Genomic DNA, 24,854 nt, shown 5'->3' with positions numbered 1-24,854 from the left:
CCCCTATTTTGCCTTATTTTAATGTAATGGTGACTGACTTATTCGTAGCCTCCAATAGGTAAAGGTCACCCGTTAAATGCGTAACCTTACCATTTTTTACCTTCTTAACCTCGTTTTGATTTAAACGAACCATAAGGTAAGCATGATCATGAAAATTCTCAAGATCAATTTTTAGGGCGTCTTTGGTATATTTTTGAGAAACTTTCAAAATACCGTAACGCTGAACAGCACCTGCTAATTCTGAACCGGTTAGATTTCTAAGCGAAGGTGACATATTGTGGACCCAACTAACTTCCTTGTCCAAAGCCTTATACATCTTTGCCCAACCCAATTCTGCACCACGATCGACATCAAGAACATCATCAGGGTGAAGGAAGTGGTTATTAACATAGTGCATATTCATTTCAGAAAAGACCGTCATCTGTGAGAAATCATCCCAAACCGCACCAGAAACAGTACGTGGCTCTTCAATCATTCCATCAGGCGACACTTCAAACTCTTGCGAATAAGTGAAATCCCCTGGGAAATAGTTACTTGAGATAGCCTTGATTTCTGGGAAATCATTAACGATTACCTCTCGTCCTTCTTTCGAAAGAATATTTGATGGTGGAACGTAGACTGATTTTTGCGCTTTAGGAAAGAGTTGGTTGACAAAACGAATCAACTCAGACAGACCAGCCTTCATAGCAGCCTTATCCTTCCAAGTCTTGTAGCTGGCATACTTTTCACCATAATTAACAGATGAAGGACTCAAAGGTTGGTGATTATAACCATGATAACCAAGCTCACCACCATTAGCCAAAAGCGAATTTCCAAAATATTTGAAACGATCTAAATCATTTTGTTGAACAATTTTACCATCTGTCTGGGCCTCATAGTTTTCAATGACCACACCTGTATGAACGATACCATACTTTTCGTGCAATTTAAGAAGGTCTGGCCACCAAACATTGGTATAAAATTCAGACACAGACATGTCGTAATCACGTTTAACGAAACGACCATCTCCAGCTGGAACAGGTGATGGGAAATCATCTATATAATAGGTAGAGCCATTGATTACCGGATAAACTGTCGCTTCAGTCAAAAGGCTATAAGAAGCGGCATAAATACCACGGACATTACGCTCATAGATTCCAAGGTTATCAACGACAAACTTCCCTTTGCCGTATGATTTTTCCCAAATCAACGGTGTATGAGAATCATCTGTTGTTTTAGCATGCACCTTAACATCACTTTCAAGAGAGACTTTTCTGGCTGACTCAAAAGGTTCTTCAATTTTATAATTGCGTCCCCCACCAATCATGAAATCAGGATCCACGTAGATTTCCTTGACCTCATCCATCTCAAAGTTGGAATAACTCACGCCGAGATTGTGATCAATGGCATCAAGATTACTTTCTTTCCCCATGGTTACTGCAAAAAGGGTTTGACCGCCTTTTTCAGTCCAATCCATGAGTGGCTGAACCTGGTCCTCCATTCGAGAAAGGTCAGTTACAAGTAGAACCACTTTTTTATAGTCGGAAAGCGAATAGGACTCGTGTTTAGCCACATCGACTAACTTAGCTCCCATACGCATATCTTTTAGAATTTGCTCGAACTGTTTCCAAGCCCTCTGACTCGTTTCATTTTCACTATCATAAAGAACTAGCGTGTCTTTATCTAAATTTTTGACGACTGAAGCCGTAGATGGTACTTTTCCTGTTAGATAGGCTTCCTTACCTTGAGTCGGGTACCATTCCCCTTTCTTTTGAACAAAGAGTCCAATGGCCAGACACAAAATAAGACCAACACCTAGCAAGGTTTCTTTGCGAATAATATTTTTTTTACCTAATTTCATGCCATCACCTCTTTTCCTTGCCAGAAGTTCAATAGATCTTGCTTATCATTAGAAAGAACAACCTGTTTGCCTTGCATCTCACGAATCATGTTCTTAAATTCAGCAAACTGGCCGGTTTGATAGTAATATTCCAAATACAAATAATACACATCATCCGCATGTGATTTAATTGAAAGCTGTGTCAAATGCTTTTGGGCCAAGTCATAAAAACCAAGAGCTAGTTCATTATGGATAACTCTCACTAAGTCCGTAGCAGTCGTTCCATGACTAAGTTTCTGCAAGAGACGCTCCTCGTACTCCTTACGAAGCAAACCTTCCATTTGTTTGCTTAGAAGTTCCTTAGATAGGTAGTCTTCCATAAAGTCACAATACTCGGTTAAGAGGTCAAGGTCTTCTTCACCCTTTTCAAAACGTTTCTCAAAGGCACTCAACTTCTCATCGTATTGACTTGAAATTTCAGAAATAAAGGTTGTCGCATAGTGGACGATTTCACTATCCTCATTTAAACGAGCCAAGTAGAGCAAATCCATAAAATGAGACGGATCATCATTAGCCAATCCCATCAATTGTTGACGAGCTTCCTTAGCCTTATTCAAATAGAGAGATTCTTCAAGAGGTACGATGTCTTCTTCAGCCAATTCCTTCGGACGTTGAAAATCATCGATATTTCCAAAATCAATGGTCAAATCTTTAACTTTACCACCAACTGCTTCTTGACCACGGCGATGTCTACCAGGATTTGGTTTAGAAATCATATGAATCAGACCTGCCCCAAAGAAAGGTAAAGCAATCGGGAAAATCAAGTAAAAAATTGTTAAGTCTGATTTGCCACTGACAATAGCCTTATAGACAAGTGCTATAGATAAGAAGTAACAAACCGTTAAGATACTAGTAATAAGGACTGGAATCATTGTGCAACCCTCCCTTGAAGACTAGTTTGTTCAAGAAGTTCTGCCTTTTCAATGAAAGAACGACTCATTTTTGAAAGAACCTCAAGCTCATTTAACACTTTAGTAGACATGGCTTCAAAAGGAACAGCCTCTACCCAAATGATAAAAGTACCCTCTGCCTTGGTCTTAACTTCCATGGCATACGCTGGACGATTCTCAAGCAATGATTTATTAGCCCAGACACGTCCATGACCAAAGGCACCTCCAATTTCTTTAAAATCTGTCAAAGATACTTGCTTCTTATCGTTATCTCCCAAAAGAAGCTCGTATTGGAAAGGACCACCTCCATAAAGTGAAACAGGAGCATTCAAAATTTCTGAAACCAAATCAAGCGTCTGTCTAAGAACCTTCTCAACACTAGTATGATCTAAAGTCACAAAGTAAGAATATGCTTTTCCAAGACCATCTTGACTTGCCAACAAGGCATTTTTCAGGTCTTTGTTTTCATGGAGTAATGTATCGTAGGATTGATTAAGGATAAGATAGTCTTCCTTAACTGTTTCCAACTGTTTATCTAGTTGTAGCTTGTCATCTTTCTTCTTCATTTCCACAAAACCACAAACCACAGCGATAAAGATATAGGCAATAAAGGCAACCCAACGGTCAGTATTATATAGAAGCAGTTGCCAGCTAGTTCCAGACATAATTTGACTGATGGTCAAACCAATAATTGCAAGAACTGCCGAGAACAAGCCATACCCCATGCCCAAAACTGTACTAATCAAGACAACAAAGAGCAAACGTAGGTCGATCAATTGGAACTGTAACTGACCTTGAGTCATATATCGAAAAGCTTCAAAGACTAAGAAGGTCACGACAACAGCAGCAAGTTTCTTATTTCTCTTTTGCTTAACGATATTATCTATGATATTGCGGAACTTAGAAACACGTAGAGACCCTTTTCGCTGTTTTTGATAGTCTTCGTAAATATCTGGCAAGTCACGCACCAAAGCATAACGCATAAACCAAGCAAACCTATCACGCAAATCATGATGCTTTTCAGGATCATTATCATATTTCCTAATTCTTCTTTCCTCTAGGAAATGAACCTGCTTATTAGGGAAATATTTATCCAAAGCTTGCAAGAGCTCCCCAAAAGTCAGTTGGAAAGGATCCGGAATAATAATGCTTTCGTAGGTGTCATTCCATCTCTCACATAATTTGTGAAGCAAATCTCCCAAGTCAGATAGACTGATAAAAGTCGCCTGACTTTGTGATGACTCCTTTAACTCTACCTGTTCATGGTCATCTAAACGCACAAACAGTTTATAAAGATAATCTTCTTTATTAATAACTGAATAAAGAAAGGGACTATGTAGAACTTTAAGGTTGACCCCAAATTCTCGACTCCAGGATAATAAGGTATCCTTTGTTGTCGTCTGTAAACTTCTTTTCCCATCCTCAAGGATAGGACCTGTGATATAAAGTAATCGTTTGTTTTTTCTATCTTTAAGACACTCTAACAATCTAATGAGATTTTCAATCTCCCCTGAACTTTCATGTCCGTAATTGAGATATTCCGAAAGATAGATGATTTGATCATAATCATGAAAATCAAAAACGTCTTCTAATTGGTTGTTCTCATAATGCTTGGTATAAACGGTGATTTTATTCTTACGAGAGTTCTTTACACCTGTATGACCAAAAATAAAAACTGCTTGATTAGGAAACGTTTTCAAAATGGAATCGTTTGTTAATCCAGCAGTATTACCAAGTATCAAAATATTCATAAACTTCTCCCCACTTTTAAGAGTATCCCCTTAACTACACTCTCTACCCATTCTAATCATTAGTCTCAAGTATTTCCCAATACTCTCAAGACCACAATGTAATGCCTTTCTTAAGAAAGCTCTTTGAAAGCTATGTCTTCCTCCCCAATGAGTGATAACCTAACTCTCATCAGAATCTCTTTTGAAGATTCTTAAAGATTTCAAAAAATATAAGAAAGAACAAGATTATCCTAAATAAACATTAAGTAAAATTAATATTATTAAAGAATAGATTAAATTGACTAATTAAATATCTTGTTATGTTGATTAGCTTCCCCAAGAAATCACAAACTAACCAGATCACTTTAGATTATCTAACACCTGTTAGACCTTATTTAAAGGTATTTCTTCTTACTCTATCAATCTAAAATGACTCTAGTTTCATATTTACATCGTCACTCTTATTATAGCAATTTTTTCTTATTTTTCAACTCCTTTCAAAGTTTTTCACCTAAAGAATTTATTTTTAGCTAGTCATTTTTAGCCTTTAATTACTCAATCCTTTGGGTTTACATGTGTCTGAAGTCAGAAAATTCATATTATTCATTTTCAAAATAAAAAACAGAATTCAAAAAAATTAAATTCTGTTGTTTTGATATTATTAAATTGAAAGTTATATTAAATATTTTTAATCTTCTACAGCTGCTTTGAGGGCATCTACCTTATCCAATTTTTCCCATGGAAGATCGATGTCAGTACGTCCCATGTGACCATAGGCTGCTGTTTGACGGTAGATAGGACGTTTAAGATCCAGCATTTGAATGATACCTGCAGGACGCAAGTCAAAGAGATCACGGACAGCAGCTTCAAGTTTGCTTTCAGCAACTGTCGCCGTTCCGAAGGTATCAACACGGACAGACACAGGATTAGCAACACCAATAGCATAAGCCAATTGTACTTCTGCTTTCTTAGCAAGACCAGCAGCTACGATGTTTTTAGCAATATAGCGAGCGGCATATGAAGCTGAACGGTCAACCTTAGTGGCATCCTTACCTGAGAAGGCACCACCACCGTGTCTTGAGTAACCACCATAAGTATCAACAATAATCTTACGACCAGTCAAACCAGAGTCCCCTTGAGGACCTCCAATAACAAAACGACCTGTTGGGTTGATAAAGAATTTTGTCTCGTCATCCAAGTATTCGGCTGGAATAACTGCTTTAATGACTTTTTCAATGACGTCTTGACGAATTTGATCGTTAGTTGCTTCAGGATCGTGTTGCGTTGAGATAACGACTGTATCAACACGTACTGGTTGGTCATTCTCATCATACTCAACAGTAACCTGAGATTTAGCATCCGGACGAAGGTATGAAATCTCACCAGATTTACGCAAATCTGCCAATTTTTTAACCAATTTATGTGAAAGGCTAACTGGAAGTGGCATAAACTCTGGAGTTTCATCAATAGCAAAACCAAACATCAAACCTTGGTCACCAGCTCCGATAAGATCAAGTGGGTCTTGGTCACCAGTTCCACGAACTTCAAGTGATTCATTGACACCTTGAGCAATATCTGGAGATTGTTCGATCAATGATGGGTGAACCCCAACAGATTCTGCCGCAAAGCCGTATTCTGCATTGTTATAACCAATTTCAGCGATAGTATCACGAACCACACGGTTAATGTCCACATAAGCTGTTGTAGAAACTTCACCGAAAACGTGGACAGAACCTGTGTAGACAGCTGTTTCTGCTGCAACGTGTGCATCTGGATCCTCTGCTAAAATCGCATCAAGAATGGCATCTGAAATTTGGTCTGCAATTTTATCTGGATGCCCCTCAGATACAGATTCAGACGTGAAAAGTTTACGTTCTGACATATAAAATGTCCCCCTTTTAATATGAAAAATAGTATTAGATAAAACAGATTTGACCGTCTCCTAATAGGTAAAACGCTATACTCCTAATAGAGCTAGACGCCGTTAAAAAGTTACAAAGAACCAACAGCCAACCCTAGGATGACTGTTGCCTTATCGGGACTTAATAACTACCTTCCATTATATCATGTTTTTTCAGTCTAGTCATATAGTTATTTATTATCAAGCCTTATCAATAATTTATAGTGAGCATTTTACCATCTTTTGTATTATACTTAGGATATGAAAACTTATGAACACGTTTATGACATCTTATCGAAGAGTCCTGACTTTGTGACGGGAGAAAGTTTGGCTAAAAGCCTTGGTGTCTCACGGACAGCTATTTGGAAGGCAATCCAAACACTACAAGAACAAGGAATTGACATTACAAGTGTACGGAAGAAAGGCTACTATTTAGAAAAGGGAGATATTCTTCTTCCTCAAGACATTTCTAAACAACTCAACATTCCAGTCTACTTTAATCCAGATTCTAACTCTACCCAACTTGATGCTAAACATGGCATGGAAAAGAATAATCCGACGCCCGCACTTTATCTGGCATCAAGTCAAAAAGCGGCCAAAGGAAGATTTGATCGTCACTTCTTTGCCATTCCACAAGGTGGTATCTACATGAGTATCCACTTAAAACCAAACTGTCATTTTGCTGACTTACCACCTTATACCATGATGGCGGCAGCAGCTATTGTCAAAGCTATCCAGCGTCTAACCGGTATCAATACAGAAATCAAATGGGTTAATGACATTTACCTCAACAACAAAAAAATGGCTGGTATCCTTACCGAAGCCATTAGTTCTATCGAATCTGGTCGCATCACAGATGTCATTATCGGGATTGGGCTTAACTTCTCAATCAGTGATTTTCCTGAAGAGTTAGCCAATAAAGCTACTAGCCTTTTTACTTCTGAAAAACCAAGTATCACTCGAAACCAGCTTATTTCAGAAATTTGGAAGCTCTTTTTAACCATTCCAACTAGTGATTTGGTAAAAGTCTATAAAGAAAAGTCCCTCGTTCTAGACAAACAAGTGACCTTTGAACAAGCTGGAAAGACTTATACTGGTGTTGCTAAAGAAATTGGCGACAAGGGCCAACTTCTCGTTCTTACTGATGATGGTCAGGAAAAATGGCTGAGTGCTGGCGAAGTGAGCCTTACTTCTTGGTAGACTTGTCGGCTGCACGCGCAATGCGTGAAACAACATAGGTTGTCCAAAGACGACGAAACAATAAATAACCAAAAAAGGCTGTAAAAAAGTAATAGCCGTGCTGTAAACTGTAATTAAAACAAACCGTTTCAAAAATAGTTTCAAGCGTAATAAACAAAATTTGTTGAATCATAAGATTATTATATCAATAGATAGAGCCTAGGACAAGCAGTCTAGGCTCTTTTCATTTTTACACGGATGGAACAGCTTCAGAAATCTATCAAATTACACTGGACATCCTCGCTTTTGCATTTCTTGGCTCGGACCTAAAAAGGTCCACTGGACCTCCTCGCTTTTGTGTTTCTTGGCTCGGACCTAAAAAGGTCCACTGGACCTTTTTAGTCCTCTATTTCTACTACATCAGAGAGAAACTCGAGTTCTTGAGGGATATACTCTTCACGATCTTCTTTTTCCAATTCTTCTTTGGATTTGAGACTGCGTGCAAATTCTGTACGGAGTTTTTCAAATTCTGCTTTTGGAACAGCCATAATATTAGGTGAGAAACCGGCAGCTGAACTCATGATATTACCAAACATATCATTGAGATCACTGCGTTTCATGACCTGCTCAGCATTAAAGGCAGCATTAAATGCCAGGATAGCATTTTCCTGATTGGCCAGTACAGGTTCAGATCCATTCAAAAGTGCCCTATTTTGTGGGCTGATAGAATCCAAGATTTCAGGCCAAGTTGCCTTTAGGGCATCCAGACACTGGCGTGATTTCTGCGGATTTTCCATGGTTTCACGCATAATAGTGAGAATCTTTTCACGATCCACCTTGTACTGATAAGCAGGTTTGGCTTTTCGACTTGGTGCTACTTCTCCTTGGACTTTGCCCTCTTTAAGAGCTTTACGTAGACCTTCTACCTCGCGACGAAGACTATCTAACTCTTCTTGCAAATTCCCAGGAATTTCTTGTGAAACCTGAGTATGAGTCTCTGACAATTTTATAGTCAGCATTTCCGCATAGATTTTAGGATGTGTTCCAGTTTTAATTTCTGGCAAGGCACTTGTAACCAAGTCAATCAGTTGGAAAAGTCGGTCTTGCTCCAGAGAAAGATTCTCCTCAAAAAGGGGACTATGGTGACTGTTCTCTCCGCCCGCTTTGACAATCAAAAGATCACGGAAATACTCCAAGAGATCCGTCGCAAAACGGCTCATAGACTTACCATTATCAAAAAGAGTTTCAAGATTTGATAAAGCTTGCGTAGTCTCTTGATTGCGAACGTTAGCGACAAAACTGTCTAAGGCTGTCAAACCAATAGAACCAGTGATTTCTTCAGCTACAGCTTGACTGACATGATTATCAGGAGAAAGACTCAGTGCTTGGTCTAAGATTGACAAAGCATCACGCATACCACCTTCCGCACGACGAGCAATAATGGTCAAAGCCTCATCATCAAAGGTCAATCCTTCTTTTTCCAGAATTGAAGCCAAATGCTCTTTAATAGCTCCCTGCTTAATCGATTTAAACTCAAAACGTTGAACGCGAGAAAGGATGGTTGCAGGAATCTTATGTAATTCAGTGGTCGCTAGGATAAAGACCACATTTTCAGTTGGTTCTTCCAAAGTCTTCAAAAGAGCATTGAAGGCACCTGTCGAAAGCATGTGAACCTCATCGATAATATAGACCTTGTAAGTCGCACGACTTGGGGCATAGGTTGACTTATCACGAATCTCACGAATCTCATCAACACCGTTGTTTGAAGCGGCATCAATTTCAATCACATCTTCGAGACTACCGTTTGTAATATCGCGACAAATATCGCAGTGATTACAAGGTTCACCATCAACTTGATTAGGACAGTTCATAGCCTTGGCAAAGATTTTTGCCGCACTGGTTTTACCGGTACCACGTGGCCCTGAAAAGAGATAGGCGTGGCTGATTTTCCCTGACTCTACCGCCTGTCTGAGCGTGGTTGAAATCACTTTTTGACCAACCATTTCACCAAAGGTCTGACTACGGTATTTACGATATAAGGCTTGATACATTAGTTTACCTCAAACATTCCAAATGTAAGCTCGGTTTTCTCGAGTAGAATTTTGACAAATGCTTCAAGATAATCTTGGTCTACGTCGTTATAGTCTCCTACTTGATGAGAATCCAAATCGAGAACACCAACTAATTTGCCATCTTTTACCATTGGTACAACAATTTCACTTCGAGCAGCAGAATCACAAGCGATATAATTGGCGTGTTTGGTGACATCTTCGACAATTAAGGTTCTATTTTCTGCTGCAGACTGGCCACAAACACCCTTACCTAGGGCAATCCGAACACAAGAAACATTACCTTGGAAAGGGCCAAGGATTAACTCATTTTTAACATTATCCATCAGGTAGAAGCCTGTGAACACAGAATTCGGCAGGGTTGTATTCAAGAGAGCTGAGGCATTAGAAAAGTTGGCCAAAGCATTGCCTTCATTGGCAAAAAGCACCTTAGCTTGTGCTAGCATTAATTCATAGGCTGATTTTTTTTCTTCGTTAGTCATAACTACCATTATAGCAAAGATTGGTTCTTAAAACTAAGATTGACCTACCTTTTCTCCTTCCCTTTCATTTAAAAATAATTCAAGATCTTGAACGACATTTTCAGGATATTCTGGACTAGAAATCTGATAAAACTTAACAGTCATTCGATTTCTGAACCAAGTTAATTGACGTTTAGCAAATCGACGCGTATTTTGCTTGAGTTTTTCCAAGGCTTCGTCCAAGCTCTGGTTCCCAGCAAAATAAGGAAACAACTCCTTGTATCCTATACCACGAGCTGACTGGGCATCAGGATAATTATCGTACAGCCACTTGGCTTCTTCCAAGAGACCATGTTCAACCATCTTGTCTACTCGTGTATTGATGCGGTCATAGATCAAGGAACGTTCATCATCTAATCCGATAATAAAGGGATCATAAGTCGTCTCAGTATTTTCAAGATTCTCCGAAAAACGATGAAGCTCAAGTGCTCTAATAGCACGACGACGGTTAATCTCTTTAATCTCAATACCTAAGCGATCAATTTTTTCAAAAAGTTCCTGATCAGATAATTGCTCTAATTCCGAGCGATAGGCTAAAACCTGCTCCTGATCGACCTGTCCCCCTAGGTGATACCCTTCTAGGAGACTTTGTAAATAGAGACCTGTTCCTCCTACTACAATAGGCAGCTTACCACGACTAACGATATCTGTAATGGCAGCCTCTGCCTCTGTCACAAAATCATAAGCTGAATAGGTCTCATCAACATCGCGAACATCAATCAGATGATGCAATGCTGCTGCCTGCTCTTCAGGAGTGGCCTTGGCGGTGCCTATATTCAATTGTCGGTAAACCTGCTGGCTATCTCCTGAAATAATTTCGCCATTAAAACGCTTGGCCAATTCAATTCCAAGCGCTGTTTTTCCTACAGCAGTAGGACCAGCTACTACAATAAGTTTGGTTTTCATAATGTTTTCACTTGCTATTCTAGATATTTTTTTAGATAATATAAGCATATTATAACATATACGGAGGATAGTCTCATGGCTAAAAAACATTCATTCGCTAAAGGTGTCGCTACTGGCGTTATCGGAACTGCTGCTACTGTAGCAGGTGCTGTCTTCGCAGTTAAGAAAACCATTATCGAACCAGAAGAAAAGAAATTGGCTTTCATCGAAGAAAACCGTAAAAAAGCAGCTCGTCGTCGTGTAAGCCGCTAATAATGAGAACCAGGGAAACCTGGTTTTTTGCTGTTATTTTTAACTCTTCATCTATGACTAGGAACGGAGCCAAATTTGAAAAGAAAAAAATATAATATTATCACCTTCTCTTTGCTAGCTTTCTTCTTTCTCTTCGTTTTTTTATCAAAACATTTAAAAGAACCTGTAAAGCCAGCAGCAAAAACGCATCACATCTCTCACAGCCTTTCATCAAAAAGTAGCTCTTCTCATAAAAAAGAGAACACTAAATCATCAACTGCTACTTCGACGGAAGAGCATAAGACGGATGCTAAAGACGAAAATAAGAACCAAGCATCTTCTTCAGTTCAAGGACCAAATCAGAAAACAAACAACCAAACACCTCATCAAGATGGAAATCAAGAAAAGTCCAAGCCTGTTGAAGGCGGACGAGGTTGGGGCGGACCAGAAGATGGCTCCTATGCCACTAACGGAGGAGGCGGTGGAGGTCACGATGCAGCCTTCGCCGCAGGTGCTGGTGGAGGAAGCAATCACGCAAGCTCAACTGATCAGAGCAATGAGTGGGTTAACGACGTTGATAACAATCCTTACGAGTACCCACAAGCTTCATCAAGCACAGATACAACTGCCAATTCCAATTAATGAGTTAACAGAATACTTAACATCACTAGTATTCTATCCGAAACCCTAGTTAGGACTAATCCTGACTAGGGTTTTTGCATATCAAAAAAACACCTATAATTCAATAGGCGTCAAATACATTTGGTTTAAATTTGGGGCAAAATAGCTTAAAACCGCATGGTTAAAGGCTTAAAAATGTCCCCTGCCGGAATCGAACCAGCAACGACTCCTTAGGAGGGAGTTGTTATATCCATTTAACTAAGAGGACTTATGAAAAAATCTGCCACGAGGACAGATTTTTTATGTGAAATCTGTAAATTATTTACGGATTTCTTTGATACGTGCAGCTTTACCTTGCAAAGCACGCAAGTAGTAAAGTTTAGCACGGCGGACTTTACCGTAGCGTACAACTTCAATCTTTTCAACACGTGGAGTGTGGATTGGGAAAGTACGTTCTACACCGATACCGCTTGAAATTTTACGAACTGTGTACATTTCTGAGATCCCTTGACCTTTGCGTGAAATAACTACACCTTCAAAGATCTGGATACGTTCGCGAGTTCCTTCGACAACTTTCGCGTGAACGCGAACAGTGTCACCAGGACGGAATGATGGGATGTCAGTACGAAGTTGACCTTCTGTCAAACTTTGGATCAATGGATTCATTTTTATATACTCCTATCTTACTAATCTTAAGAGCAACCTCTGTGTCTCAGCGGATTAGCCGTTATTTTTGTGTGTCCATTACACACTCCTAGTATCTTATCAAAAAATTATCAGGATGTCTAGTATCTTATTGCATTTCTAGCATTTTTTGTTGTCCATAAATGCTCGTCTTATGATTAATGAGATAAGCAAAAACCATGACAATCGCATAAGGGACTGCATTAGCGGGACCAAAGACTTCAACTCCAATGAAAATAGGTGCTAAAAGGGTATTGGTACTGCTACCAAAGACAGACAGATAGCCTAGACCTGCTACAAGTGGAATTGGAAGTCCCAGAACTGGTGCTAGAACAGCACCAAGACTGGCTCCGATAGCAAACAAAGGGGTTACTTCTCCTCCTTGGAAACCAAGAGATAGGGTAAAGACGGTCAAGAGCAATTTCAAGAGCCAATCCAATGGATAAATGGTCCCACCACCAACACTTAAAGCAATCAAATTCGTTCCAAGACCTGTATAACGTCCCTTCCACAAAATCAAAAGAAGACAGGTTAAGACGACACTTCCTAAGAGAACACGATAATAAGGATTTGGGAGCAGACTTGCTACTTTCTTTTTAGCTAGTGACAAGAGATAAGCAAAGAGATTTCCTGCTAGACCAAAGGCCAGACCTAAAAGAGCTAATTTAATAAACGTCCCAAGGTCAATACTCAAACTTTCGGAGACAAAGTGGCTAAATTTTTCAAGACCTAAGAGATGGCTTGTCGTACTAGCCACAAAAGATGCAATAAGAGTCGGTACCAAGATTGGCAGACTTAACTGTCCTAGAGTCAATACCTCAAGCGCAAAGAAGGTCGCGGCGATTGGTGTTTGGAAGAGCCCTCCAAAACCAGCGGCCATCCCCATGGTCAAGAAAATACGTGAAGCATTCGGGAGCTTAAAATAGCGACTAAAAGCATGAGAAACTGTGGCCCCCAGTTGTACAGCAACTCCCTCACGACCTGCAGAACCCCCGAAAAGGTGGGTCAGCCATGTGGTTACAGTCACCAGTGGAATTAACCTTAGGGGGACTTGATCCTCCTCATTATGTCCAACCTTGAAAATCAAGCCCATCCCTTGTGCTGCCTTGCCTGCAAACCTTTGGTAAAGGTAAACAATCAAAAGCCCAGCTATAGGAAGCGCTGGGACTAGATAAAAGAGATGGTGGTCCCGATATTCTGAAAGTCCTATGAGAACACGACCAAAAATAGCATCAATCAGCCCAACCAGCGCCCCTAGAAAGACAGCATAGAGACTCAAAATCACTAAATTGGAGTATGAGAGACCTTGACTCTCACTTAATTGTCTAATTTTCATCTTAATAGCCTACCTTCCTTCAAGCTTGCCTATTTGATAAGTACGTGAATGCTTCATAATATCCGCAAAACTAGCGACGATAGCTTCTCTATATTCGGGATTAAGGACACTAGCGCCTACTTTGTCAAGCAGGGCTTGCTCTCGTTCGGGATCATAAATCGCCTTTCCAGTGCGTTGTTTATAAGCACTTACTCGAGTTACCAATTTCATACGTTCTTCCAACAAAGCCACGATCTCATTATCAACGGTGTCAATCTGTTGGCGAATCTCATTTAAGTCCATACTGACCTCCTTTTTTCTCTCCATTATAACAAAAATGACCTAAGGACAAAAGAGCCTCAAGCCATTGAATTGCTTATAAAAAGAGTTTTCTTACCTGACTGATATTACTTTCATTAACAACTAGATACAGGGTTGCTCCTGCTTTTAGACGTGTGTCTCCATGAACAACCTCAGACTGATCTTGAAAAATCTGAGTGGAAATCAAAACCCCATCAGGTAAGGTTAAATCCTTAACCAATCGACCAGCTAGACTATCTGTAACCGGTAAGTCAATCATCGTCGGTATATTATCAACTTGCTCTGGTTTGTGAGCTAATAGATTGTGAAGCATGGCTTCATAGACAGGTTCTCCTCCCATGAAATCCATGACTAGATAGGCAATCAGGGTCACGACACCAATTGTCATCAATTGGTGAAGGTCACCCACCATCTCAGTCACTAAAATCATAGCAGTGAGCGGTGCCTTAGATACCGCACCGAAATAACCAGCCATACCAAGAATGATAAAAATAGGGAACTGACTGACTTGTAAGAATCCTAGATTTTCAAAAGCTGCCGCAAAAACGCTACCAGAAAGAGCACCTAGAGTCAAAATCGGCAAGAAAATCCCACCAGGAAAACCTGAACCAAAGGACAACATACTCCAAATAAAGCGAATAGCCAAATAGAGGATAGCCACAGTTAGAGCAGGATGTAAACCATTTAGGGCAAGAATCAATTCATTCCCACCACCTAAAAGATGTGGAAAATAAAGACCAATAGGAATGATAAACAGAACTGCCAAGAGGCCATGAAAATGAGATGGCAAGTGGAAGATTTTCCCTAACCCTTGGTAGACCTTACCAATACGTAAGACAACCCACTCATAACCGTATCCAAGCACACCTAGAAAAATCCCCAAAACAATAAGAATCCAATAATCTTTCAAAGGAAATACGGGTAATTTTTCTGTCATAGCAAGGACTGGTACCTGGCCAAAGATGCGTAGGGAAACAGCATTGGCTACTAAAGATGCCGTTAAAGCTGTCACCCAAACATGACGAGAGAAATGATGATAGACTTCTTCGACGACAAACAAAAGACCAGCAATTGGGGCATTGAAGGCAGCCGATAACCCTGCTGCTGCTCCTGCAGCAATCAAGACACGCTTCTCACGTGCAGAGAGCTTAAGTCCCTTGGCTAATCCCTTAGCAGTCATGGCACCTAGTTGAATACTAGGTCCCTCACGTCCCAACATCAGTCCCATTGAAATCCCAAGGACTCCACCTAGGAATTTACGCCATAAAACTGACCACCAGGACGGATGTAGAAGCCCCATCAGTTCCCCTTCAACATGGGGAATCCCTGAGCCCTTGATGTCTTTTTCCTGCTTAATAAGGTAACCAATAAAAAGGGCAATCAAGAGATTAACAAGTACAATTCCCAGAATCATAAGTGGATTTTGAAGGGCGTCTTCGTAAATAGCTACAGAAAATGCGGCCCCTTTGGCAATTAACCAACGAAAAAGACTGACCACTGCTCCTGCTGTCACCCCCACTAAAAGCCCTCGCCAAACGGACCAAAGGAGATGTTGAGATTGCGTCCTAAAATCTCTTTCTATTTCATTCATAAAAACTCCATTTTTGACTACAATAAAAGCAGACTTTACTCTGCTTTTTTCTTATGCTAATGCTTCTGAAACTTTTTCAGCGAAAGCTTCAAGATTTTCGATATCTTCATCTTCAGCAGAAAGGTCAACCTTGACGCTATCAGCACCCTTAGTCGCCCCTGTGAATGTGAATTGATTTTCAAACTCATCCACTGAATGACAGAAATAATCGTAGAAGGTATCTCCTGAACCTACAACACCAAAGATTTTACCTGACAAGTCGAGGTCAGCCAAATCTTCGTAAAAGTCAACGATTTCATCTGGCAACTCACCATCACCATAAGTGTAAGTCGCTACGATACAGATGTCCGCATCTTCAAAATCAGCAGCATCAACCGTTGTACACTCGTCTACATCTACAGTGTGACCTAATTCTTCCAATTTTTTGGCAACGATATCTGCGATTTCTTCCGTGTTACCGGTCATACTGGCATAAACGATTTTTGCTAAAGCCATAATGTCCTCCAAAATAATAAATTAGCTATATTATATCATATTTCTTCAGAAAATAAATGACCTAACAACTCAAAAAAACTGCCCATCAGGACAGTTTTAGATTTTGTAAGAGTTCAAAGTGTCGATAGACTAGCCATAAGCCAAGACCAACTATCAGAATGAGAATCACTGCTCTCATGAGACCTCTAAGAAAAGTCAAGAGCCAAGTGAGAAGCATAGAGGTGATTAGCCAACTCCAACCAGAGGCTCCGTATAGGATTTGAATACTCTGTATAGAATCACTGGTAAGCGTTTTTACCCAATTGGGAATATAAATCCAAATACCATCACCCGATAGCCCCAAACGATTGGCAATCATGGTTCCTGTTGTTTGCAACCAAGTAAAGACCCCAGCATTGAAAAGAAAAAGGAAGGTTTGCATGGGGTAACGTCTAGCAAGGCGTTTCAAATAGCGCATGACACCCCTCCTTAATTTGCATAGAGAGCATGGACCGTATCAATATCCACCTGTTGAATCCCGTAATAAGATCCTGCTGATTGCATAACGGATGTCTTAGAGTCATCATGGTCTAAGCCAATGGCATGTCCCAATTCGTGTTCAGCCGTATTCACAATACGCTTGTGAGTATAACCAAAATCACTATTCAAGAGGAAATAACGGTTCAACTTCACATCCACATGAGTAATGCGGTTGGTCAAAACATTGGTTTGAGTGTCTGCTAAACCTGCTGCCTGTGAATTCGCATCGGAATAGTCAGTCGCAACAATGTCAGCCGTTGAGGCATCATCAGTTAAAGTAAAGATGAAAGCACCCGTGTTATTCCAGTTAGTAATAGCTTCCTTATAAGCTGCTACCAAGGTTTCATCTGTAGATTGTATATAGATGCTAGCTGTATTTTGCGCCCATCTAGCTCCATTAGACTCTGGAATGGTATCTGTCGTTGATAGGTTAGAGACAACTTTCTCAACGTCACTAGTACTGGTACCACTAAAACCTAGCTCTACTTGATGAAAGGCTTGGTTAATGTTTGTGGCTAAGGTACTTGAAGAATTATTGGCATAGTAGACGAGTCCATAACCAATAAGGGCTAGAACTAGGGCAAGTTTAAATATAGCCCAAATAAGATTCCAAATAAATTGTAAAAGAAGTTTGGGAATATAGAAGATTACTCTGAATAATTTTTTCATTATTGAGCCTCCTTTTCGAAACTTCCCCTAGTATATCAAGCTCTAATAGTTCTGACAAGCAAAAAATATCACTTTAAGCTTTTATCATCTCTTTGATAAGATGTTACAAAATTGACCTATTAAGACAAGCGTTCTTCTTTAACGTAATCAATAGGTAACCATTCTAAGTAGGCTTCTAGTTGTTTTTCCCAATAATACCACTCATGTCTTCCATGGTCTGTACGGTAGTCAATGTCTAAACCAAGGGCCTTCAAATCAGCAACTGCCTTATCTTGAGAATCAAAAAGGAAATCCTCAAGGCCACACCAGGCAAAGAATTTGGTTTTCTTGTCATGTTGTTTGGCTAGGTTAACCAATTTGTGCTGCTCAATGTCTTTTCCTTCCAAATCGCCAAAGACACCTTGCCAGTATTCCTTAGACTCACTCGTTTCATCTGTAATCATCTCTACTGATAATCCAAGGGCACCAGAGAAGGAACCCGCACAAGCAAAGTTATTTGTCGTTAAGGCTAGTTTGAAAGAACCATAGCCACCCATAGAAAGTCCAGCGATAAAGGTCTTTTCACGCTTCTTAGTCATACTAGGGAAGAAACGTTGCATGACTTGAGGAAGCTCCTTAGCAATGGCATCGTAATACTTAACCCCGTAATTGGTATTTGTATACCATCCATTTTCAGAGTTAGGCATAATAACAATGAGATTAGTCTTACGAAGGAGACGCTGAATATTGGTACGGAAGGCCCAAGAATTATGATTGCCCCCCATGCCATGAAGGAGATAGAGAACTGGGATGTCCGTATCACTTTCCGTTTCAGCAATCTGATCACGATCTGGATAGATGACATCCACTTGGCGGTATTGTCCTAGAACATCTGATGAGTATTCAATTTGAAAAAAAGCCATTTGTATTTTCCTTTCTTAATGTTAGAAAAGCTGGGACACCCCAGCTTTTGATTTTAAAACAAAGTCTTGTTGAGACTTTCCTCAATGTCTATGGTGCAAGCGACACGCTCACACTCTTATGTTTTAGTCAGTTATTAGCGGACTTCCATAACTACTGGAAGGATAGCTGGGCGACGTTTGGTTTGGTCAAAGAGGAACTTAGCCACATCGTCGCGGACGGCTCCTTTCAGTTCACCCCAGTCGAAGCTGTCTCCTGCCAAGTAATTTTCAACGGTAGCATTGACAATGTCAGCAGCCTCACGGAGAATGTCACGGCTCTTCTTCACATAAACGAACCCACGTGTATTCACACGCGCTTTAGAGACAATCTTACGTTCCTTCTTGTTAACAGTGATAGCTACGATAAAGATACCATCTTCAGACAAGACCTTACGGTCACGAAGGACGATATTACCTACATCACCAATGGCATTACCGTCAATCATAACATCACCAGCTGGAACAGCTCCTTCATGAAGGAAACCTTGATCTTCAGACAAGTGCATGATGTCACCGCGTTTAACGATATAAATATTTTCTGGAAGAATACCAACTTCCAAGGCTAACTCTGCATGTGCTTGAAGGTCACGGTACTCCCCTTGAATAGGGAAGAGATACTGTGGACGAAGGAGGTTAATCATCAATTGAAGTTCGCGAGCATTGGCATGTCCAGAAACACGAAGGCTCTGAGTAATCATCTTAACAGTTCCACCCGCTTTATAGATAGCGTTGTTGACACGTGCCACTACGGCTTCCTTAGCAATGCTTGGAGTTGTTACGATATAAACCAAATCTCCATCCTTAATTTGAACGTAACGGTGACGACCAACAGCCATCTTTTGAAGGCCATCAATTGGTTCACCCATACGACCATTTTCGAGGATAATCAACTCGTGGTCTTCAAACTTGTTCATGTCTTTTGGTTTGACAATAAGTTTCTCATGCTCCACAGTCAATTTTTTGAGACGAATGGCTGTGCGGACAATATTTTCTACGTCAAAACCAGTAAGAACAACACGACGTCCGTGATCAGCAGCTGAATCAAAGACTTGTTGGATACGTACCAAGTTTGAGGCAACTGCAGCAACAATAACACGTCCTTCTGCATCAGCAATAACTTGGTCAATTTCTTGACCAACTTCTGCTTCAGAAGCTGTTTGTTCAGTACTTGTCGCATTTGCTGAGTCTGACAAGAGGGCCAGAACACCTTCACGTCCAATTTCAGCCAAACGACCTAAATCAGTTTTGTAGTAAGGACGGGCAGCTTGGTCAAACTTGAAGTCACCTGTATAGACAATATTGCCTTGGTCAGTGCCAAGAACAATCCCCATTGATTCTGGAATTGAGTGAGTTGTTTTGAAGAATGAAACCTCAGCATCCTCAAATTCAATTTCAGTTTCTGCGTCAATAACATGGAAATTGTTGAATTTCTTAACGCCAGCATTCTTGACAAAAAGTTTAGCTAACTCGATTGTGAGTGATGATCCAAAAACTGGTGCTTTGACTTCTTGCAAGATATAAGGTAGGGCACCAATGGCATCGGCGTGTCCGTGAGTTAAGAAAATCCCTTGGATACGATCTCTATTTTCAATCAAGTAATCTAAGTTAGGGATGACAAAGTCAACACCTAGTTGTTCATTTTCAGGATACTTTAGACCAGCATCCAAGATAAAGATAGAGTCGTTAATCTCAACAATATAGAGGTTCTTAGCATTTTCACGTACTCCACCTAGGGCAATAATTTTAATATCGCTCATGCTTGTTTTTCTCCTTTTTAGTTTGACTCTCTTCTAGAGCCTATTTTTACAGACGGTCCAAGAAGCTGAACGTTCGTGCGAACAGTCTCCTTGTCGATTTACAGGCCACAACAAAAAGTTGCATACCCTTTAAGTATACAACTTTTTGGCTTATTTTACAATTTAGAGTCAGACTAGGCTTACTCAAACATAGCGTAATAGTCTGTGATATCCAATTGGCCTTTTTCTTCCTTGGTAAGGTCTTTAATGATTTGACCGTCCTTCATAACGATTAGACGATTGCCATATTTTAGGGCATCTTCCATGTGGTGGGTAATCATCAAGGCTGTTAGATGGTCACCTGTTACAAACTCATCAGTCAACTCCATAAGAGCTACACTGGTCTTAGGATCCAGGGCTGCGGTGTGCTCATCTAAGAGCAAGAGCTCAGGACGTTTAAGTGTCGCCATCAACAGACTGAGAGCCTGACGCTGACCACCTGAAAGGAGACCTGCTGGTGTATCTAAGTGCTTTTCTAAACCATTACTGATGCGTTCAATCAGACCTTGAAATTCCTCTGTGTAGAGATGAATTTGGCGTGATTTAAGCCCTCGTTTTTCGCCACGGTATTTGGCAATCAAGAGGTTTTCTGCAACGGTCATACGAGGAGCTGTCCCCATTTTAGGATCTTGGAAGACTCGTGAGAGGTACTTAGCACGCTTCTCAGCAGGGAGAGCCGTAACATCCTCACCCATGATGAAAATCTGACCACTGGTCAACATGAGGGTCCCTGCAATGACGTTGAAGAGGGTTGATTTTCCGGCACCATTTCCACCAAGAATAGTAATAAAGTCACCTTCTCTAATGGTAAGATTAACATGGTTCAGGATGGTTTTTTCGGTGTCAAAACCGTTATTGACCTTAACAGTCGCATCTTTGAGTTCTACAATAGCTGTCATCGTGATAAGGTCACCCCCTTAAAGAATTTTCGACGTAGGACAGGCGAAATCAAACAAATAGCCAAGACAATCGCACTAAAGAGTTTGAGGTAGTTTGTGTTAAAGCCAAGAGCAATAACCGCTGTCAAAAGGAACTGATAGAGGATTGAACCAATACAGATGGCAATCAAACGTTCCAACAGAGTCAAGTTAGTCGCATAAAGGACCTCACCAATGATAATGCTGGCAAGACCAATGACGATAACCCCAATCCCTTTAGAAACGTCGGCATAACCGTCCTGTTGGCTAATCAAGGCTCCAGAGAGGGCAATAATACCGTTTGAGATAACAAGCCCCATCACTTCCATATTGTCTGTGTTGATACCAAAAGATTTGGCCATGTCTCTATTATCACCTGTGGCAATATAAGCTTGACCTAGGCGCGTGTTAAGAAAGGCAATCAAGGCAATGATAACAATGTTCACAGCAATGAGACCAACAATCAAGAGATTGTAGTCCTTGCTGAAAGGAAGCAAATCTTGAATAGTCTTGATATCAAGAAGTCCCAGGTTGGCCCTTCCCATAATCATAAGCATGACTGAGTTAAGAGAGGTCATGACCAAAATCCCTGCCAAAATAGTAGGAATTTCTCCCTTAGTATAGAGGAGACCAGTCACAAGTCCAGCTCCACAGCCGGCCAAAACGGCAACCAAGGTTGCTAAAATTGGGTTCCAACCAAAGTTCATAAGGGTTACTGCTACTGCCCCACCAAGAGGGAAGGAACCTTCTGTTGTCAAATCAGGAAAATCCAAGATACGGAAAGTCATGTAAATCCCAAGACCTAAGATTCCGTATAGAAGCCCCTGATAAATAGATGAAATAATCATAAGTCCTCCTTATTTATCAGCTTTAACAGCGATGTCTGACTGTTTAAGCACATCGTCAGGGATGGTGATGTTGAGGTCTTGAGCAACTTTAAGGTTAAGCGTTGGTGTGCCATCATCGATAACATCTACAGGAACATCCTTAACTTTCTTACCTTTAAGAACCTTAACGGCACTACGAGCTGTAGCCTTTCCAAGTTCATATTGGCTTTGAGCAACTGAGGCCAAACCGCCCTCTTTCACCATAGTATCGACAGTCGTATAAACTGGAATCTTAGCTTGGTTGGCTGATGAGATTACTGTTGAAAAGGCTGAGGCAATAGTATTATCTTGAGGCGTCCAGATAGCATCTACCTTACCAGTCATGACTGACATAGTTGTATTGATTTCATTGGTTGATGGTACGGCATACTCGACCACATTTAGGCCATCTTTTTCAGCAAATTTCTTAAAGCTCTCAACCTGTGATTTGGAATTATCCTCGCTTGAAGCGTAGAGAATACCAATTGTCTTAGCATTTGGTGTCAATGATTTGACCAATTCCACTGTCTGCTTAATCGGCACTTGGTTAGAGGTACCAGTGACATTGCCTTCTGGATGCTTGAGGTCCTTAACCAATTTGGCCCCAACAGGGTCTGAGATAGCTCCCATAATGACTGGAATGTCCTTGGTAGCTGCCGCTAGTCCTTGTGCTGCTGGCGTTGCAATACCGATAACGACATCATTCTTGTCATTGACCAATTGTTTAGACATGGTTTGAATTTTAGACTGGTCTCCTTCGGCATTTAGGAGGGTGATTTTAACCTTATCTCCCTTATAACCAGCTTCCTTAAGACCATCCTCAATTCCCTTCTCGATTTGATCCAGGGCATCGTGAGTCACGAACTGGAGGATTCCTACTTTGACGACCTTATTAGCATCTTGGTGCTCTTTTTTGAAAAGATCTGTACCAATAGAACCGATCGTCAAGATAGCTAAGAAAACCAAAGTCCAAATTAAACGCTTGTTTTTCATATGTGTCTCCTTCTATAAATTCTTCCTTTCTATTGTAAGTCATTTTCAGTCAATTAGCAATATTCTTAATTTATAAAAATTACCTTGCTCAAAGAAAAAGAATCAGAACACGATGTCTGATTCTTTTTCCTATTATTACTGATATTGTGCCAAATCTAGCTTCATGATATAAAAGTAAAGGTCGCCATATTGTCCTTTGTAGCCAATATCATGTCCGTTTATGGTCACCTTAGTGACTGGCGTTGAATCCGGTAAGGCAATCCAACAAGCTTGCTGTGCTCTGACAAATTCATTGTAATCTTCAAAAGAAGTGTGTTTTTCTTGCTTTGCAGTATTTAAATAAGTTACTTCAATCATCGAGGGACCTCCTTTTAATCCTTTAATTAAAGTCTAGATTACGCTTCCTAGTGAGTAAAGTCAATCATGACGACTTAAAAAAACTAGCAGGCTAGTCCATACAAATAGACCCCATGGCAAATGCCATGAGGTCTATTTTAATTGGAATCTGGATTCTTAAGGTCCTATCCGACCGTTAAATCATCTTAACGTTTGCGTCGTTTTGCGCCATAGAGTCCAAATCCAGCTAGAAGACTTGCCAAACCAAAGATTGCAAGGTTTGAATCCTCACTACCAGTTTCTGGAAGTTGAGCTGTCTTATCACTTGGATTGATAAAGTGAGCTTCTTCTTTTGTTTCTGGAAGTACTGGAGCCTTAGGCTCTTCTGTTTGTGGAGCTGGCTGTGGCTCTGGTGTCGGAGTTGTATCCGGCACTGGTGTTGGAGTCACAATTTGTTTGTAGATGTGTTGAGTATTACCATTTTCATCTACAACTGTCTTCACAAATTCATAACCTGGGATTTCTTTCTTAGGTTGTTGGCCATCTTCGGTTGGATAACCAGGGATTGGCGTACCATTTTCATCAACGTATGACGTCGTTACTTGCTCGTAGACATGTTCGATATCACCATTAGGTAATTTCTTAGTTTCTACGAAGCGGTAACCTGGAATTTCAGCTTTTGGCTGTTCACCATCAACTGTAGGATATCCTGGGATTTCCTTACCTTCTTTATCAACAAACTTAGTGATTGGAAGGACAGTTGGTGTGTAGGTAGCTGAAGCCTTAGTTCCGTTAACATCTTCACGAACCACTGTGACTGCTGGGGCAGTTCCTGTAAATTCAGTTTCTGGTGTGAATGTTACAGTACCATCGGCAGCTACTGTGTAAGTTCCGACACCTGCAATAGTCTTAGTAGTTGAGCCATCTTCAAAGGTAGCTGGTACTTGGTTATTCATTGGTACACGGCTATCGCCTTCAGTGAAGCTTGGCTTACCTGTTTGCGTTTGACCTTTATTACCAATTGAAGTAACTGATTCTGCAGTTGGTGTTACTGGTGTTACTGTTGGTGTATAGGTAGCTGTAACGGCTGTACCGTTCTTATCAACACGTTTCACGGTCACACCTGTACCTGTTCCTGTGAATGCTTTTTCTGGGACGAAGGTTACAGTTCCGTCTGGAGCAACTGTGTAAGTTCCTTCACCTGGAATAACTTTAGTTGTTGAGCCGTCTTCAAAGGTAGCAGGTACATCATCATCCATTGGGACACTTGGGTTACCAGGCGTGAAGCTTGGTTTACCTGTTTGTGTTTGACCTTGGATATCTGTAGATGTTGCTGGCTCTGAAGTTGGTGTAACTGGAGTTACTGTTGGCGTGTAGGTTGCAGAGGCTTTGGTTCCGTTCTTATCTTCATGAACCACTGTTACAGCTGATGCAGTTCCTACGAATGATTTTTCTGGAACAAAGGTTACGGTTCCGTCTGCTGCT

Annotated in this window: 25 protein-coding genes and 1 tRNA gene; 3 read left to right on the top strand and 23 right to left on the bottom strand. The window is 40.6% G+C overall.

Going from position 1 to position 24,854, the window contains the following annotated elements:
- Positions 1–13: 13 nt before the first annotated feature.
- The 4 genes from AX663_RS03405 to metK form a co-directional block, all read right to left on the bottom strand.
- On the bottom strand, positions 14–1,840 hold the full coding sequence (locus tag AX663_RS03405; protein WP_060972702.1) for a DUF2194 domain-containing protein: 1,827 nt from the start codon (positions 1,838–1,840) through the stop codon (positions 14–16).
- The gene (locus tag AX663_RS03400; RefSeq protein WP_060972701.1) at positions 1,837–2,751 is read right to left on the bottom strand and encodes a hypothetical protein; all 915 of its coding nucleotides are present in this window, start codon (positions 2,749–2,751) and stop codon (positions 1,837–1,839) included. The genes AX663_RS03405 and AX663_RS03400 overlap by 4 nt, the downstream gene beginning before the upstream one ends.
- Positions 2,748–4,520 carry a DUF4118 domain-containing protein gene (locus AX663_RS03395; protein ID WP_060972700.1) on the bottom strand — a complete coding sequence of 591 codons (1,773 nt, stop codon included), beginning with the start codon at positions 4,518–4,520 and terminating at the stop codon, positions 2,748–2,750. Before AX663_RS03395 ends, AX663_RS03400 begins: the two co-directional genes overlap by 4 nt.
- Positions 4,521–5,187: 667 nt before the next feature.
- A complete protein-coding gene (gene metK / locus AX663_RS03390) occupies positions 5,188–6,381 on the bottom strand; it encodes a methionine adenosyltransferase (RefSeq protein WP_060972699.1) in 1,194 nt (397 codons plus the stop codon).
- Between the two features lie 279 nt (positions 6,382–6,660).
- Between metK and birA the strand changes: the two genes are divergently transcribed.
- Positions 6,661–7,599, top strand: a complete 939-nt coding sequence (gene birA / locus AX663_RS03385; protein ID WP_048674638.1) for a bifunctional biotin--[acetyl-CoA-carboxylase] ligase/biotin operon repressor BirA — start codon at positions 6,661–6,663, stop codon at positions 7,597–7,599.
- On the opposite strand, the gene AX663_RS03380 is transcribed toward birA, so the two are convergent.
- The 4 genes from AX663_RS03380 to miaA all read right to left on the bottom strand — a co-directional run bounded on the left by AX663_RS03380 (position 7,586) and on the right by miaA (position 11,074).
- Complete coding sequence (locus tag AX663_RS03380; RefSeq protein ID WP_002883500.1) at positions 7,586–7,771, bottom strand: DUF3272 family protein; 186 nt, start codon at positions 7,769–7,771, stop codon at positions 7,586–7,588. The genes birA and AX663_RS03380 overlap by 14 nt on opposite strands.
- Before the next feature lie 205 nt (positions 7,772–7,976).
- A complete protein-coding gene (dnaX, locus tag AX663_RS03375; RefSeq protein WP_060972698.1) occupies positions 7,977–9,629 on the bottom strand; it encodes a DNA polymerase III subunit gamma/tau in 1,653 nt (550 codons plus the stop codon).
- Positions 9,629–10,129 carry a GAF domain-containing protein gene (locus tag AX663_RS03370; protein ID WP_331708969.1) on the bottom strand — a complete coding sequence of 167 codons (501 nt, stop codon included), beginning with the start codon at positions 10,127–10,129 and terminating at the stop codon, positions 9,629–9,631. The genes dnaX and AX663_RS03370 overlap by 1 nt, the downstream gene beginning before the upstream one ends.
- A gap of 33 nt (positions 10,130–10,162) precedes the next feature.
- Complete coding sequence (gene miaA / locus AX663_RS03365; RefSeq protein WP_060972696.1) at positions 10,163–11,074, bottom strand: tRNA (adenosine(37)-N6)-dimethylallyltransferase MiaA; 912 nt, start codon at positions 11,072–11,074, stop codon at positions 10,163–10,165.
- Between the two features lie 75 nt (positions 11,075–11,149).
- On the opposite strand from miaA, the gene AX663_RS10285 reads away from it, so the two are divergent.
- Both AX663_RS10285 and AX663_RS03360 read left to right on the top strand, forming a co-directional pair.
- Positions 11,150–11,326 carry a DUF3042 family protein gene (locus AX663_RS10285; RefSeq protein WP_002883513.1) on the top strand — a complete coding sequence of 59 codons (177 nt, stop codon included), beginning with the start codon at positions 11,150–11,152 and terminating at the stop codon, positions 11,324–11,326.
- A gap of 75 nt (positions 11,327–11,401) precedes the next feature.
- Entirely contained in the window at positions 11,402–11,947 is a 546-nt protein-coding gene (locus AX663_RS03360; protein WP_060972695.1) for a hypothetical protein, read from the top strand.
- A 175-nt stretch (positions 11,948–12,122) separates the two neighbouring features.
- Here the strand turns inward: AX663_RS03360 and AX663_RS03355 are convergent.
- The 15 genes from AX663_RS03355 to AX663_RS03285 all read right to left on the bottom strand — a co-directional run.
- Positions 12,123–12,194, bottom strand: a tRNA-Arg gene (locus tag AX663_RS03355).
- Positions 12,195–12,244: 50 nt separating this feature from the next.
- Complete coding sequence (rplS, locus tag AX663_RS03350) at positions 12,245–12,592, bottom strand: 50S ribosomal protein L19 (protein WP_002883489.1); 348 nt, start codon at positions 12,590–12,592, stop codon at positions 12,245–12,247.
- A gap of 127 nt (positions 12,593–12,719) precedes the next feature.
- Complete coding sequence (locus tag AX663_RS03345) at positions 12,720–13,946, bottom strand: voltage-gated chloride channel family protein (RefSeq protein WP_060972694.1); 1,227 nt, start codon at positions 13,944–13,946, stop codon at positions 12,720–12,722.
- 9 nt (positions 13,947–13,955) lie between these two features.
- Positions 13,956–14,228, bottom strand: coding sequence for a chorismate mutase (locus AX663_RS03340; protein ID WP_060972693.1), 273 nt, complete (start codon positions 14,226–14,228; stop codon positions 13,956–13,958).
- 73 nt (positions 14,229–14,301) lie between these two features.
- Positions 14,302–15,837: a ClC family H(+)/Cl(-) exchange transporter gene (locus tag AX663_RS03335; protein ID WP_060972692.1), complete on the bottom strand. Its 1,536-nt coding sequence runs from the start codon at positions 15,835–15,837 to the stop codon at positions 14,302–14,304.
- Between the two features lie 51 nt (positions 15,838–15,888).
- Positions 15,889–16,332 (bottom strand): flavodoxin, encoded by a 444-nt coding sequence (locus AX663_RS03330; protein ID WP_002883520.1) that lies wholly within the window; start codon positions 16,330–16,332, stop codon positions 15,889–15,891.
- Positions 16,333–16,417: 85 nt separating this feature from the next.
- Entirely contained in the window at positions 16,418–16,789 is a 372-nt protein-coding gene (locus AX663_RS03325; protein ID WP_060972691.1) for a hypothetical protein, read from the bottom strand.
- Positions 16,790–16,800: 11 nt separating this feature from the next.
- Entirely contained in the window at positions 16,801–17,520 is a 720-nt protein-coding gene (locus tag AX663_RS03320; RefSeq protein ID WP_004182633.1) for a matrixin family metalloprotease, read from the bottom strand.
- Between the two features lie 119 nt (positions 17,521–17,639).
- Complete coding sequence (locus tag AX663_RS03315; RefSeq protein WP_037611699.1) at positions 17,640–18,422, bottom strand: alpha/beta hydrolase; 783 nt, start codon at positions 18,420–18,422, stop codon at positions 17,640–17,642.
- A gap of 134 nt (positions 18,423–18,556) precedes the next feature.
- Complete coding sequence (locus AX663_RS03310) at positions 18,557–20,218, bottom strand: ribonuclease J (RefSeq protein ID WP_045768839.1); 1,662 nt, start codon at positions 20,216–20,218, stop codon at positions 18,557–18,559.
- A 179-nt stretch (positions 20,219–20,397) separates the two neighbouring features.
- On the bottom strand, positions 20,398–21,156 hold the full coding sequence (locus AX663_RS03305; RefSeq protein WP_060972690.1) for an ABC transporter ATP-binding protein: 759 nt from the start codon (positions 21,154–21,156) through the stop codon (positions 20,398–20,400).
- Positions 21,153–22,022, bottom strand: coding sequence for an ABC transporter permease (locus AX663_RS03300; protein WP_060972689.1), 870 nt, complete (start codon positions 22,020–22,022; stop codon positions 21,153–21,155). The genes AX663_RS03305 and AX663_RS03300 overlap by 4 nt, the downstream gene beginning before the upstream one ends.
- 9 nt (positions 22,023–22,031) lie before the next feature.
- Entirely contained in the window at positions 22,032–23,033 is a 1,002-nt protein-coding gene (gene trpX / locus AX663_RS03295) for a tryptophan ABC transporter substrate-binding protein (protein ID WP_060971932.1), read from the bottom strand.
- Between the two features lie 135 nt (positions 23,034–23,168).
- The gene (locus AX663_RS03290) at positions 23,169–23,390 is read right to left on the bottom strand and encodes a DUF4649 family protein (protein WP_002890796.1); all 222 of its coding nucleotides are present in this window, start codon (positions 23,388–23,390) and stop codon (positions 23,169–23,171) included.
- Between the two features lie 185 nt (positions 23,391–23,575).
- A partial coding sequence (locus tag AX663_RS03285) for an LPXTG cell wall anchor domain-containing protein (protein WP_156430751.1) occupies positions 23,576–24,854 on the bottom strand: 1,279 nt, incomplete at its 5' end.

Source organism: Streptococcus sp. CCH8-H5, assembly GCF_001556505.1.
Lineage (GTDB): Bacteria > Bacillota > Bacilli > Lactobacillales > Streptococcaceae > Streptococcus.
This window is presented reverse-complemented; position numbering and strand designations above follow the sequence as displayed.